Source organism: Schaalia georgiae DSM 6843, from assembly GCF_000429245.1.
GTDB lineage: Bacteria > Actinomycetota > Actinomycetes > Actinomycetales > Actinomycetaceae > Pauljensenia > Pauljensenia georgiae.
Window position 1 is genome coordinate 388142 of sequence record NZ_KE386870.1, and the last position, 13473, is coordinate 401614.

Annotated in this window: 11 protein-coding genes; 2 read left to right on the forward strand and 9 right to left on the reverse strand. The window is 66.3% G+C overall.

The window, feature by feature from the left end; all coding sequences use genetic code 11:
• Nucleotides 1-19: 19 nt before the first annotated feature.
• The 5 genes from G447_RS0110190 to G447_RS0110210 form a co-directional block, all read right to left on the reverse strand.
• A complete protein-coding gene (locus G447_RS0110190; protein WP_131295752.1) occupies nt 20-1174 on the reverse strand; it encodes a hypothetical protein in 1155 nt (384 codons plus the stop codon).
• Between the two features lie 75 nt (nt 1175-1249).
• A complete protein-coding gene (locus G447_RS12715) occupies nt 1250-2005 on the reverse strand; it encodes a hypothetical protein (RefSeq protein ID WP_243442364.1) in 756 nt (251 codons plus the stop codon).
• Nucleotides 2006-2078: 73 nt separating this feature from the next.
• On the reverse strand, nt 2079-2969 hold the full coding sequence (locus G447_RS12720) for a hypothetical protein (protein WP_243442365.1): 891 nt from the start codon (nt 2967-2969) through the stop codon (nt 2079-2081).
• A gap of 302 nt (nt 2970-3271) precedes the next feature.
• Nucleotides 3272-3676: a hypothetical protein gene (locus tag G447_RS0110205; RefSeq protein ID WP_034477202.1), complete on the reverse strand. Its 405-nt coding sequence runs from the start codon at nt 3674-3676 to the stop codon at nt 3272-3274.
• 294 nt (nt 3677-3970) lie between these two features.
• Nucleotides 3971-4873 carry an aldose-1-epimerase gene (locus G447_RS0110210; protein ID WP_026430978.1) on the reverse strand — a complete coding sequence of 301 codons (903 nt, stop codon included), beginning with the start codon at nt 4871-4873 and terminating at the stop codon, nt 3971-3973.
• A gap of 152 nt (nt 4874-5025) precedes the next feature.
• Here G447_RS0110210 and G447_RS0110215 point away from each other — a divergent pair, with 152 nt between their 5' ends.
• Both G447_RS0110215 and G447_RS0110220 read left to right on the forward strand, forming a co-directional pair.
• Nucleotides 5026-6357: a C1 family peptidase gene (locus G447_RS0110215; protein ID WP_026430979.1), complete on the forward strand. Its 1332-nt coding sequence runs from the start codon at nt 5026-5028 to the stop codon at nt 6355-6357.
• A 303-nt stretch (nt 6358-6660) separates the two neighbouring features.
• Entirely contained in the window at nt 6661-7440 is a 780-nt protein-coding gene (locus G447_RS0110220) for a gamma-glutamyl-gamma-aminobutyrate hydrolase family protein (protein WP_026430980.1), read from the forward strand.
• 529 nt (nt 7441-7969) lie between these two features.
• Here G447_RS0110220 and G447_RS0110225 read toward each other — a convergent pair.
• The 4 genes from G447_RS0110225 to G447_RS0110240 form a co-directional block, all read right to left on the reverse strand.
• A complete protein-coding gene (locus G447_RS0110225) occupies nt 7970-8749 on the reverse strand; it encodes a hypothetical protein (protein WP_243442366.1) in 780 nt (259 codons plus the stop codon).
• A 915-nt stretch (nt 8750-9664) separates the two neighbouring features.
• The gene (pflA, locus tag G447_RS0110230; protein ID WP_026430982.1) at nt 9665-10546 is read right to left on the reverse strand and encodes a pyruvate formate-lyase-activating protein; all 882 of its coding nucleotides are present in this window, start codon (nt 10544-10546) and stop codon (nt 9665-9667) included.
• A 368-nt stretch (nt 10547-10914) separates the two neighbouring features.
• Nucleotides 10915-11166 (reverse strand): autonomous glycyl radical cofactor GrcA2, encoded by a 252-nt coding sequence (grcA2, locus tag G447_RS0110235; RefSeq protein ID WP_005870114.1) that lies wholly within the window; start codon nt 11164-11166, stop codon nt 10915-10917.
• 139 nt (nt 11167-11305) lie between these two features.
• Complete coding sequence (locus tag G447_RS0110240; protein WP_026430983.1) at nt 11306-13408, reverse strand: pyruvate formate lyase family protein; 2103 nt, start codon at nt 13406-13408, stop codon at nt 11306-11308.
• Between the last annotated feature and the right edge of the window lie 65 nt (nt 13409-13473).

A 13473-nucleotide genomic window follows, 5' to 3' on the forward strand; every position in this document is an offset into this window, starting at 1 on the left:
TGAAGGGATGCAGTGTATTCTATCCGTGGAATAGCCAGTTCAGTACTCCCTTCGCAATGCCAGCAGCCGCTGATCCGATTGAGCTTCCTGCGATTCCTCCGATGACTCCGCCGATGATGGTTCCTGCGGCGATTCCGATGGGGCCTCCGAAGGTGCCGATGAAGGCGCCGGCCTTGGCGCCGCCCCATGCGCCTAGCCATCCGCCGCCTGCTGTTGCGGCTCCTGTGGTGGTTGCGCGCGCGATGCGCTCGCCGGTGCCGATCTGCGGGTTGAGGGCGTCACTGTTCCACTGGTCCACGGCGGATAGTGCGCCGTCGGCGAGTGTGGTCACGATGCCGACGCGGCCCAGGAGATTGCCGAATCGTCGTGCGGCTCTTCCGATGGTTGCGGCGGGCTTGTTGCCCTGTTTGAAGCCGGAGACCCAGTTCTCGTGTTTGGTCATCTCCCAGTGGCGCCTGAACCACCCCATCTGCTGGACGTTCCTGAACTTTCCTTTAAGGCTCTGCCCCATCGCATTCGTCGCTCCCGCCGGCCACCGGGGGGCGAAGCGTCCTCTCGCTTTGTAGACCGCGCCCCACATGATCACGGAAGTGGTGTTATCGATCAGACCGTGCCACTTCGGGACATCCTCCCACGACCCATTGGGTAAGAGCTGACCGGCGATCCATGCGAGTGGTCCTGCGATGCCCTGGCAGGCTGATTCGAAGTCTTCGTAGGCCTTGCGTTCCTTCTCGTAGATCTCGTAGGACTCCTCGCAGAATTGGGAGTAGGCCTCCACTTGGGCGTCGTAGGCGGGATTCGTGGGGCCGGCGGGGACCACGATCTCGTCCTCGGTGACCTCCAGGTGCTCGGCGACGGCAGCGTCCGCGAGGTTGTCGAACCACAGGCCAGTGCTGGTCAGGGCGTCCGCCAGGGTTCCCAGGGCCTCGACCAGGGACTCTACGGCCTCCACCAGCGTCTTGGCGTTATCCGTGTTGTCGCTCATCGCGTCGAAGAGGCGGTCGGCGGTGGCCCCTTGCAGGTCCCCGGCCTCAACCATGTCCCGCGCGGTTTGCAGATCCTGGGCAATGGCGTTGAGGTCCTGCTGGTGCTTGAACATCTCAGCGCGCAGTCCGCGCGGAACACCCGGGCTCAACAGGGTCCGGATCCGTATCCCGTCGACCATCTCAACCACCGTCCAATCAACTGCTTGCCCCTATCACGTTATTGATCGGATAACAGGACAGTCAACACCCTTCTCCTACCTGTCTCACTCTTCGATCCTGGCAGCCTGCTCCGCAGTGCTGTGCGCCACCGCAGTGTCCCTATCCTCTTGCGGGCCCCTGTAGGCGCACGAGGCGCGGGCGGGGCGGGCGCCGTTGCTGGTGGGCGCCCCGGTGTGGGGTAGTGCGGCGGTAGTGGCGGTGATGTCGAAGGCGTCGGTGGTGTCGGAGTCGTAGAGTGCAGGCTCCTCCGTTTCGGGTGGGCCCTGGAGGGGCGGGGGATCGCCTGTGGCGGGCAAGCCGACTGCCTCCGGAATGTCGATGGGGACGTTGCCCAGTTGTGAGGTGTACACGCCGTTGTCGTCCAGGAACGGGTTGCGGTCCTCAATCTCCCCACGCTCGGCAGCCTCCCGCCTACGCTGCTCCTCACGTTTCGCCGCATGGTACTCCGGATACATCCACTCAGGCAGAGTGAATGGGATGAAGCTAATAGCAAGAACAAGCAATGAGAATAGGCACATTATCGCCCAAAAAAGCGCCCACACGCGCCATGGACTATTCATGCGGGCAACCTCGCGCGCGGAGCGCGACGTGAAGAACCCTGTGATGAGCATCATAGATGCGCTTATGTTCAATACTATGAAAACTGGTTGTGTGAGAGCGGTGAAATTCTTCCCCCGTCCACTGTCGAAAGAGCGACTGAACTCGCCAACGGGGCCGTCGGAGAACATCTCGTGGTACCAGAAGAAGAAAACAGTGGAACTGAATATTAATCCCGCTACTACTCCTAGTAGTTCGCGCATTTTCTGTCCTCCTTGGGGCAGCGGTAGAAGGTGAATGCTGATCCGACTGTATCTTCGACCCCTTTGAATCAGTCTACTTAGAATTCTGTGCGATTCTGTCTCCTGTGATCCCTTCGACAAATGTGTCAAAAAGCCCTTCTATGACTCTGCAGATGACGGTTTCGGAGGGTGACATTGGCGGGACCTCTGAAGACGCCGACAAATGCTCCGTTTCGTCGGTGCTAGCAGGTTCATCCGTGGCGTTGTCCGCTGTTGGAGTGGCGTCGCCTTCCTGCGGGCACCAGTGGACGCGTGAGGCGCGGGCGGGGCGGATCCCGTGGCTGGTGGGCGCCCCGGTGCGGGGCAGTGCGGCGGTAGTGGCTGTGATGTCGAAGACCCCGGTGGCGCTGGTGTCGTAGAGTGCAGGCTCCTCCGTTTTGGGCGGTCCCTGGAGGGTTGGGGGATCGCCTGTGACGGGCAGGCCGACTGCTTCTGGGATGTCGACGGGGACGTTGCCCAGTTGTGAGGTGTACACGCCGTTGTCGTCCAAGAACGGGTTGCGGTCCTCAATCTCCCCACGCTCGGCAGCCTCCCGCCTACGCTGCTCCTCACGCTTCGCCGCATGGTACTCCGGATACATCCACTCAGGCAGATTGAACGGAATGAAACCTATGAAGATGAGGAACGTGCACAGCACTGCTGGAATGCCCCAGAACAGAGTCCATACCTCCCAAAATGGAAAGATGTGGTGACCTCTGCTAAATACGTGTGGATCTATTACTGTTCCGAGTGCAGATATACCGATAAAGCATGCGGCGAGTCCTGACGCGGGTTGGGAAAGCGCGATGAAATTCTTCCCCCTCCTGCTGTTGAAAGCTCGGCTAAACGAGCCCACAAACCCGTCGCTAAACATCTCACAGTACCAAAGGTACAGGATAAGAGTGCCGAAGGTTGCTGCTGTAATCAGTAACAACGGTCCTTTCATGCTCTTCCTTTCATATGGGACTGTATGTCTGAGTCAATGAGGACGTGGTCTATTTCTATCCGTGGAGCAACCAACTTACCCCCAACTTCAAGAAATCAGCAGCTCCTGATCCGATTGAACTTCCTGCGATTCCGTTGATGACTGTGCCTGCGGCGATGCCGATGGGGCCTCCGAAGGTGCCGATGGCGGCTCCCTGTGGCAATGCCGACGACACCTCAGAAGGCGTCGTCGGTTGTTCCGTTTCAGGAGGGTCCCGTCTGGCCGGGACCGTTCTCCTTGACGGCCGTCATCCGTCCGCCCTGTCAACGCCTCCCTGTGCGCTCGTCGGCTTCCCGCCGGCGTTGCTCCTCCCGCTTCGCCTCGTGGTAAGGCGGGTACATCCACTTCGGTAAGGGGAGCGGGATGAAGCCGACGGCGGCAACGATCAGTGAGACGAGTATGAGTGCGCCCCAGAACGTGCCCCAATACATCCAGAACCCGCTCGGCTCCTCGGCCGGGGGATCGCTGTAGGACATCACGAATGCCGAGAGCGCGCAGAATCCTACGGATAGGGACATGCACCCGATCGCTGGTGCGACCAGGGCTGTGATGTTCTTTGGTCGCTCGGCGTTGGACTGACGGCTGAACCGTCCGACGTACCCGTCGCTGAACATCTCCTGGTGCCATAAGAACAATACAATCGATCCGAATAGCAGGGCCACTGCCATGACGATCCCCGGGTGCGGCACGTTCTTCCCTCCGTCCCACGAGTCCGCTCACTAACTATTCGAATAATAGCGGCCTGGCGCGCGCTGCGGAAGGGGGGGCGGGTTCGGGAGCACCAGCCCCAGCGGAACAGCGGCCCGGTGTGTTGGAACGGCAGCGGCCCCGTCAACACAACCCCGCCGGCCCCGCCTCGCCGGCAGCGGTCCCATCGGCCCCCGCCTCGTCAGCCCCCGCCCCGTCGGCACGGTCCGGAGCCCGGGAGGGGGTCCGCAGTGTCCGCCCGGGCGCCCGCCCGCCTACAGGGCGAAGCCGTGGATCCCCACGGTCATCGAGTGCGTCTGCCCCGGCTCCAGGGCGACCAGGTCCGTGTGGGAGTTGAAGGCGTCGGGCGGACACGTCATCGGCTCGATGGCCACGCCCCTGCGGGACACCTGCTCGCCCGAGTACACCTGCACCCACGGCGTGTCCGCGGTGATGGCCGCCCCGATTCCGGTTCCGCGGTGGACGATCGACGCGCTCCACGCGCCCTCGGCCTCAATCCCCGTGAAAGCGTGGTCGATCGAGCGCCCCCCGATCAGGGCGGGCTCCCGGAAGTCCACTCCCGCCTCGTCGACCGCGACCCGCCCGGTCGGGATCAGGCTCGCGTCCGTGGTGAGCGCCGACGAGGCCGGCAGGGTGAGCTCGTAGGAGTCCGCGGGGCGCTCGTCCACCGTCAAATACGGGTGTATGCCCGTCCCGTAGGGGGCCGCGGCCTGGCCGATGTTCTTCGTCGAGACCGTCACGCTCAGGCCGCGCGCCGCATCGACCGCGTAGGTCACCCACGCTTGCAACGGCCACGGGTACCCGTAGGTGGGGGCGATGAAAAGGCCCAGCGTCGCCGAGTCGGAGTCCGCGTGGACGACCCGCCAGTCGGTCCAGGCGGCCAGCCCGTGCAGCGCGGTCCCCAGCTCCGGCTCGTTGACGGGCACGCTGTAGCGCCGTCCCTGCCACGTGTACGCCCCGCCCGCGATGCGGTTCGGCCACGGCACCAGGACCTTGCCCATGTAGGCCGGGGGGACCTGGTCGGCGCCGTGGGGGAGGACGATCCGGTGCCCCCGCCACTCCAGCCCCGCCAGGCCCGCGCCCACGGTCACCACCCGAGCCGTGTAGTCGCCCGAGGAGAGGGTCAGTTCCGTACCAGATAGCGTGTGCGTGGTCACAAGGGCCTCCCTGCCTGTCCCGCCCGCGAAGCGGACCCGAGTTGTCGTGCCCCCATTCTAAAGGGCGAATGGTAGCGGGCGTCACGCCGGGGCGGTACCCTGGCCGGTAGGCGTGAACGCCCCGCCACACGAAGGAAGGATAGACACCCCCAATGCCCCACCAGATCAGCGAAGAACTCATCGAGCGCCTGCGCGCCAGCGGTGACCCCGCGCGCACCGTCGCCCGCAACGCCGTCACCGTGGCCGGCATCGAAGCCGCCTCGACGGACCGCGACCGCGTCGTCGCGACGCCCACTGTCGTCTCCGACCGTATCGACGACTGGAAGGTGACCTCCCAGAAGAAATCGGGGCGCTGCTGGCTGTTCTCGTCCCTCAACCTCATCCGCTCCGCCGCCAGGGAGCGCCTGGGCCTCAAGGACTTCGAGTTCTCGCAGAACTACGTGTTCTTCTGGGACAAGTTCGAACGCGCGAACTGGTTCCTCACGGACGTCATCGCCACCGCCGCCACCGAGGACCTCGACGGGCGGCTGCTCCAATTCCTGCTCGCCGACGTGCTCTCCGACGGCGGCCAGTGGGACATGGCGGTCTCCCTCTACGTCAAGCACGGCCTCGTGCCCAAGCAGGCCATGCCCGAAACCGAGTCGTCCTCCAACAGCCACCGCATGAACACCCTGCTCCAAGTGCTGCTGCGGCGCACCGCCCTGGAGCTGCGGGAACTGGTCGCCCAGGGGGCTTCCGACGAGGCGGTCGCCGCCGCCAAAGAAAAGGCCCTCGCCCAGGTGTGGCGCATCCTCGTCATCAGCCTCGGGGAGCCGCCCGCCTCCTTCGAATGGGAGTGGCGCGACGACAATGGCGACTTCCACCGCGACGGCACCCTGACGCCCCGCGAGTTCTTCGCGCGCTACGTGGAGGCGGACCTCACGCAGTACGTGTGCCTGGTGGACGACCCCCGCCGCGAGCACCCCAAGGGCAGGGCCCTCACCGTCGACCACCTGGGCAATGTCGTGGGCGGTCGGCCCATCCGCTACATCAACGCCGAGATGGACACGATCAAGCGCCTCGCCGCCGATTCGCTGCGCGCCGGCAAGCCCGTGTGGTTCGGCGCCGACTGCTCCCAGCAGTCGGACAGGAAGTCCGGCCTCTTCGTCGAGGGCCTCTTCGACTTCTCCTCCCTGTTCGGCGTGGACCTGGCGATGACGAAGGAGCAGCGCGTCAACACCGGCGAGTCCGCGATGAACCACGCCATGCTCTTCACCGGCGTCGACGTCGACGAGGCCGGAGCGCCGCGCCGCTGGCGCGTGGAGAACTCGTGGGGCGAGGAGCCCGGCGACAAGGGGTTCTTCACGATGGACGACGCGTGGTTCTCCGAGTACGTCTTCGAGGTCGTCGTCCCCGTGGACTCCCTGCCCGCTGAACTGGTCGGCGCGCTCACCGAGGAGCCCGCGCACCTGCCCGCGTGGGACCCGATGGGCACCCTCGCCTGATCCGTGTCCGGGGCCCGGGACCGCCACCGCTGGGTGCGCGGCCCCGGGCCACGCTGTCTCCAGGCGTGGAGGCGCGCGACGTGATGATCGACGCTGGGTTGCGGCCCCGGGTTCCGCTGTTTCCAGGTGTGGAGGCGCGCGACGTGACGATCGGCGCTGGGCGTGCGGCCCCGGGCCCCGCCCCGCTCCCCGGGGAATCCGAGCGGGGGCCGCGGGCCCTTCGCAGTCCCCGCTCTCTTGTCACAATCGGCCACGGCGTGGACGCCCTGGTGGCGGTGCGCCGTGGCCTGGCACTATGGGCCCATGAACTCCCACAGGCCGACGTTGTTGATCTCCAACGTCCTACCGGCGCGTCCGGGGGACCCGGCATACAACGCGATCTGCATGCGCCTGTGGGACCGCCTGCTGAGCGCGGCGCTGCCGACGTGGCACGTGGTCCGCGAGTACGCCCAGGAGGACGGGCCGGAGGGCGCCCGCCTGCGCGCCCGGGGCGCCGACGCCATCGTCGTCATGGGTGGCGAGGACGTGCACCCGTCCCTGTACGGGCGCCCGCAGGGATACGAGGGCGAGGGCCGCCACTGGTACCGCGCGGACCTGGGGCAGCTGGCGCTCATCGACCACGCGAGGGCCACGGGCACGCCACTGCTGGGCATCTGCCGCGGCATGCAGCTCATCAACGTCGCTTTCGGCGGCACGCTCGAGCAGCACATCGAGGGCGCCGAGGGCACGCACACGAACCCCTTGATCCTCACTGACCACCGTTTCGTCCGCCACGGGGTCCGGGTGGCGGCGGGGATGGAACTGTACCGGGCGCTCGGCCCGTTGCTGACTGGAGCCTCGACCGTGGTGTCCTCGGCCCACCACCAGCGCGTCGACGCGCCGGGAGAGGGGCTGGCGGTGTGCGCGACTGCGGAAGACGGCACCGTCGAGGCCGTTGAGCACCGCGATGCCCCGATCATCGGCGTCCAATGGCACCCCGAGGACCCCGCGGCCGACATCGACCAGCTGCGGGCGCTCCTGGCGCACCTGGACGCACGGCGCGCCCCGCGCCTCGAACGCGTATCCACTACGCTGGCCGCATGAGCGGGCGCAAGGGCTGACAAGGCTCGCACACGCCACTGAGCGGGCGCAAGGATTGCTGGGGCCGCTCCCGCCACTGAGCGGGCGCAAGGGCTGACAAGGCTCGCACACGCCACTGAGCGCGACTGCGCGCCCTCGGGAGGGGATGACCGAGGGGGCGCGCCTTTCGGGGATGGCAGTGCTCCTGGCAAACGAGCGCCGTGTCCACCGTCGGACGCGGTCGTTCGCGCCGCGAGGGGGTTGTCGACACCGTGAGGGGGTTGTCGACACCGCGAGGGGGATATAACGCGCGTCGGTGTCGACAACGCGCGTTGGTGCGGACAGACAGCCCGCCTCGGTGCGGACGGACAGCCCACCTCGGTGCTGACAATGCGTGTTCACGCCGACGGCATGGGTCGATGCTGGCGCCCTACGATAATACTGACAACCCGCGCTCATGCCAACGACACCCACCCCCACGTGACTGCCGTCCATCGTCTCGGCGTGAGTGTACGAGTCGCATGCCACGATGCGCGCTCACACGTGACTGCCGTCAGTACTGGTCGGCGGGACGGACGTGGAAACGGCGCTGTGGGCTGTCGCAGTCGCGAGGAGGCCTCCACAACCGCCCGCGCGACGGAGGGATGGGCAGGTCATGGGGGTTGACTGCGCGGGCCAGCTGCTCGCGCAGTGCGGGTATGTCCTCGAAGTCCGCCCACTGGTAGCGGCGGATGGTCCACCCCTCCTGCTCCAGCGCCCGCTGGCGCGCCATCCATGCGCGTTGCGCGGTGCGGAAGGCGGTGATCGTCGATCCGAGCTTGGCCGCGCCATCGGCCTCGCCCACGAGTCCGAGCTCGATGATCGCCCAGTCCGCCCGGAAGTGCCCGTCCGGCGTGTCGATAACGAACTGGGTCCGCACATCATAGGGGCAGACACTGAGCACGACCCACAGCAGAGCCGCCTCCAGGACTGACTCGCATCCGGCGTCCGCGTTGTCGACGATCTGTTCGATGAGAATGTGCGACCGTCGGTAGGGTGATGAGCGCATTCGCACGAGTATCTGACGTTTCACCTCGCGTTCGCGGCTGCGGGACGCGGCGAGTGACCGCGTGTCGAATCGCGAGAGGTGCCGGATGCCCATGCAGGCAGCGACGAAAGCGGACAGCCGCTCCTCGGATGCGATGACGCGGATCAGGGCGTCGATGACGTCTTCGCATTCGAGGCCCGAGATGCTTGTCGTCTGGTTCGTGGGAGGCTTGGTGAAGGAACGGACGGCGCACCCCGGAATGGTCAGCCCACCGATGCGGACATGTGGGAACGGATAGCGTTGCACGCGCCCGGCTGTGTGGATGCACACGTTCGGATTCGATTCCCATAGAGGGATTCCGTGGGCCAGCAACGCGGATTCTCCGACGAAGACTGGTGGTGAGGTGGAAGACAGGCGCACCGCCTGAAGCCGGTGGTATGCCACTTCTCGCCACACGTCGTATACGGGTGGTTGCTCCTCCATGTTCAGTGTGTGGAGGAAGAACCCCCTGCGCAGGTGGGCGAAGGAAGGGTCCCGGAGCAAATCCGCATAATTCTGGGCAGTCGATCGGACGAGTGCGAAATGGAACTGCGACATGCCTCCGTCATACGTGGTGGCGTCGTCGTCTTTCGAATCATCATGGAGGGGTTGTGGACAGTCGCCGAGGCGGGGTCGGGGTTGTGCACGACTGCGTGAGGAGGACACTGACATCGTGAGGGGGTTGTCGACACCCGATCGAGCGGCTCCTCATCGCCGTCGCGGAGGACACTGACACCGTGAGGGGGTTGTCGACACCGCGAGGGGGATATAACGCGCGTCGGTGTCGACAACGCGCGTCCATGCGATATCAACAGTCTGAATGCGGGGGCGGCCGCCATCGGCTACGGTAGTCAGCCTCGGGCGCCTCCGCGCCAACCCTGCGCCCGGTTGCCTCGTCAATTGCATGGCGAGGCGCGTGGCAGGGGTCATGTGGATCGGGGAGGAGTCACACCGCTGCACCGCCGCGGCGAGGTGCCCCAGTCGCCCGCAGACACAGCGAGGCGGCCCAGTCAACCGCACAGCGAGGCACGGCGCCCCAGTCGCCCGCAGGCGAGGCGCGGTGCCCTGGCCAACAGTCACCCGCGCGGCACGGCGCCCCAGTCGCCCGCACGGCGCGGCACGCGGAACAGGAATCATGGGGATCGGGGAGGAGTCCCACCGCTGTACCGCCGGGCCCAGCGGTCAGTGCACCTCGAAGCCGAGGGACCGGAAGTAGTCACGGACTTTCTCAGTGGCCTCGGGGGACGGCGCGTTCGTGCCCTCCAGCTTGTACTCCAGTCCCAGGGAGTGCCACTTGTCCCTGCCCAGCTGGTGGAAGGGCAGCACCTCGACCCGGTCGATGACGTTCTTCCAGCGGCTGATGATCTGGCCGACTTGGCGTATGTTCTCCTCGTCGTCGGTCAGGCCGGGGACCAGGACGAAGCGGATCCACATCCGTGTGGGGCCGCCGCGCTGGGCGATGCGGTCGCCGAAGGCGATGGTGGGCGCCAGTTCCCGCCCTGTGGCGGCCTTGTAGGTCTCCTCGTCGCCGGACTTCACGTCCAGGAGCACTAGGTCGAGCTCGTCGAGCATCTGGTCGTCGCAGTTCGCCCCCAGGTAGCCGGAGGTGTCGATGCAGGTGTGCACGCCCATCTGCTTGGCGCCGTGGATGATGCGCTTGGCGAAAGCGGGCTGCATGAGGACCTCGCCACCCGAGAGCGTGATACCGCCGTTCGTGGCGCGGAAGATCCGCCGGTAGCGGGCGATGCGGCTCAGCAGCTCCTCGTCGGAGATGGGGGCCCCATCCTTCATGAGGAAGGTGTCGGGGTTGTGGCAGTACAGGCAGCGCAGAGGGCAGCCGTTGAGGAACACGGTCATGCGCGTGCCAGGGCCGTCCACAGCGGTCACCAGCTCCCAGGAGTGGATGGAGCCGAGGGTGCCCTCCCGCATGCGCTTGAGGCGCTCGGAGCGCTGGAGGTCGGTGAGTTCCTCGAGGCCCTCCACACCCTGGCCCACTGTACGGGCCTGGGGGGCCTGGAAATCCTGTTCGCGGAATGTGGGAAGCGGCAGTGCAGTGGTCGACATTGGTCCCCCAATCATGTGGCGCCCGCGAATGGGTGGGCGTGGTGGCGGTGGTTGTGCCGCGCGGCCGTGCTCGGAGTGGAGTCGGCGGACGGGCCGTGCGGTGTCGTTGTTCCGCGCGGCCGTGCTCGGCGAGGAGGCGGTGGCCGGAACCCACCGAGGCGGTCGTTCTGTGCGGTAGGGGTCTGTGCGGTGGCTGTCCGTGGTGGCTGCGGGTGCGGCCGCTACGGGCTGTCGCGGCGGCGCGGCGGGCCTCGATCGGTTATCGCCCGCGGGTGCGGCCGCTGCTTTGGCAGCTGGCACGGGCATTGGCGCGTGGGCGCTGAGAAGGGGCGCCGGAAGACCGGCGCCCCTTCCGCACCCACTACCTCTCAGGCGGAGTGGTGGAAGGTGCGGGACAGGACGTCCAGCTGCTGCTCGCGGGTGAGCTTGACGAAGTTGACGGCGTAGCCGGAGACGCGGACCGTGAGGTTCGGGTACTTCTCGGGGTGCTCCATCGCGTCCTTGAGGGTCGCTTCCTCGAGGACGTTGATGTTCGCGTGGTAGAGGCCGTCCTGATCGCCACGCTCTTCGCGGGCTGCCTTCATGTCGGCGAGGCGCTCTTCGTAGGTCTTGGTTGCCATGATCGTTTCTCCTTGTTGTGGAGCCGGTGGACCGGCTCAGGGCAGTCGATGGGGGTCTCCCACCTCGCCCACGTTCATTGGGTGGGGCCGGGGCGGCAATGGTCGTGCCGCCGCCCCGGCCGGGGCAGAACCCTTGGGGTCAGTAGCCCTTGGTGCCGTCGTAGGCGCAGGAGTCGTCGGGGACGAATCCCGCGTCGAGGATGCCCACCAGGTTGGTGATCTGCTCCTGCTGCGTGCGCCCCAGGCCCTGGGGGGTGATCGTGTTCGTCAGCGAAATGCCGTCGAGCGCGTCGTTGTAGTCCAGCTTGCCGACCGACAGCATGGAGGCGACCATGCCGTGGGTGTCGATGCCGTTCTCCGGGTTGGCGCCGGGGGCGAAGGGCGTGCCCTTCTTGTGTCCCGACGGGAAGGCGCCGGTGGCCTTGCCGTAGACGACGTTCGACGTGATCGTGAGGACCGACTGGGTCGGGACCGCGTCGCGGTACATCGGGATGGCGCGGATCTTGTCCATGATGGTGTGGACCACGGTCGCGGCGATGTCGTCGGCGCGGTCGTCGTCGTTGCCGTAGGTCGGGAACTCGCCCTCGGTGCGGTAGTCGACCACCAGGCCGGTCTCGTCGCGGATCGGGTAGACCTTCGCGTACTTGATGGCGGCCAGGGAGTCGGCCACGATGGACAGGCCGGCGATGCCGCAGCCCATGGTGCGCACGATCTCCGCGTCGTGCAGGGCCATCTCGACGGCCTCGTAGGCGTAGCGGTCGTGGCAGTAGTGGATGATGTTCAGCGCCTCCACGTAGGTGCCGACGACCCAGTCGAGCATGTCCTCGTACTTCGCCCAGATCTCGTCGAAGTCGAGGGGGCCGTCGCCCTGGATGGGGGCGTAGCCCTCCATGACCTGCTTGCCGCTCATCTCGTCGCGGCCGCCGTTGATCGCGTAGAGGAGCGCCTTGGCGGCGTTGACGCGGGCGCCGAAGAACTGCATCTGCTTGCCCACGCGCATGGGGGACACGCAGCAGGCGATGGCGGCGTCGTCGCCCCAGTGCTGGCGGATCTGCGGATCGGACTCGTACTGGATGGACGAGGTCGTGATCGAGATGAAGGCGCAGAACTCCTTGTAGCCCTTGGGCAGGTTCTCGTCCCAGAAGATCGTGATGTTCGGCTCGGGGGCCGGGCCGAGGTTCACCAGGGTCTGGAGCAGGCGGAACGAGGTCTTGGTGACCAGGGTGCGCCCGTCGTCGCCGAAGCCGGCGTCGGACCAGGTCGCCCAGTAGGGGTCCCCGGAGAAGATCTGGTCGTAGGCGACGGTGCGCAGGAACCGGGTGATGCGCAGCTTGATGACGAGCGCGTCGATGATCTCCTGGGCGCCGGCCTCGTCGAGCACGCCGTTCTTCAGGTCGCGCTCGAAGTAGCAGTCGAAGAAGCCCGACAGGCGGCCGATCGACATGGCCGCGCCGTCCTGGCTCTTGACGGAGGCAAGGTAGCCGAAGTACGTCCACTGGACCGCCTCGTGGGCGTTCTTGGCGGGACCGGAGATGTCGTAGCCGTAGTCCGCGGCGAGCTTCTTGAGCTTCTTGAGGGCCTTGATCTGCTCGGAGTGCTCCTCGCGGTAGCGGGCCCAGTGCTCGGAGAAGGGCTGGTCGACGTAGCGGTCCTTGTCCTTCTGCTTCTGCTCGATCAGGTGGTCCACGCCGTACAGGGCGACGCGGCGGTAGTCGCCGATGATGCGGCCGCGGCCGTAGGCGTCGGGCAGGCCCGTGATGATATGGGAGGAGCGGGCGGCGCGGATGCGGGGGGTGTAGATGTCGAAGACGGCGTCGTTGTGGGTCTTGCGGTACTTGGTGAAGATCTTCTTCACCTCGGGGTTGTACTCCTTGCCCGCCTCGTGGATCGCGGTCTCGACCATGCGCCAGCCGCCGTTGGGCATCATGGCGCGCTTGAGGGGGGCGTCGGTCTGGAGGCCGACGATGACGTCGTCGTCCTCGCAGATGTAGCCGGGCTTGAACGCGTCGATGTCAGCCGGGGTGTCGGTGTCGACGTCGAGGATGCGGACCTTGCGCTCCTCGGAGAGGTACTTCTCCTCGAGGGTGTTCCACACGCGCAGGGTCTTCTCCGTCGGACCCGCGAGGAACGAGGCGTCGCCCTCGTACGGCGTGTAGTTGCGTTGGATGAAATCACGGACGTCGATCTCCTGTGACCAAGTGCCCTCGACGAAGCCTTCCCAGGCGTTTTCGTCTGTCGTCATACTTCCTCTTCTCGCTTTTCCGTCCCCCCCGGGGTGGGGGAGGCGGGCCGTGTGGAGCGCTGCTC

What these genes read in the sequence shown, in the direction of transcription:
- G447_RS12715 (WP_243442364.1), bottom strand. Translation starts at nt 2,005, where the DNA reads ATGCGCGAACTACTAGGAGTAGTAGCGGGATTAATATTCAGTTCCACT.
- G447_RS12720 (WP_243442365.1), bottom strand. Translation starts at nt 2,969, where the DNA reads ATGAAAGGACCGTTGTTACTGATTACAGCAGCAACCTTCGGCACTCTT.
- G447_RS0110205 (WP_034477202.1), bottom strand. Translation starts at nt 3,676, where the DNA reads ATGGCAGTGGCCCTGCTATTCGGATCGATTGTATTGTTCTTATGGCAC.
- G447_RS0110215 (WP_026430979.1), top strand. Translation starts at nt 5,026, where the DNA reads ATGCCCCACCAGATCAGCGAAGAACTCATCGAGCGCCTGCGCGCCAGC.
- G447_RS0110220 (WP_026430980.1), top strand. Translation starts at nt 6,661, where the DNA reads ATGAACTCCCACAGGCCGACGTTGTTGATCTCCAACGTCCTACCGGCG.
- pflA (WP_026430982.1), bottom strand. Translation starts at nt 10,546, where the DNA reads ATGTCGACCACTGCACTGCCGCTTCCCACATTCCGCGAACAGGATTTC.
- grcA2 (WP_005870114.1), bottom strand. Translation starts at nt 11,166, where the DNA reads ATGGCAACCAAGACCTACGAAGAGCGCCTCGCCGACATGAAGGCAGCC.
- G447_RS0110240 (WP_026430983.1), bottom strand. Translation starts at nt 13,408, where the DNA reads ATGACGACAGACGAAAACGCCTGGGAAGGCTTCGTCGAGGGCACTTGG.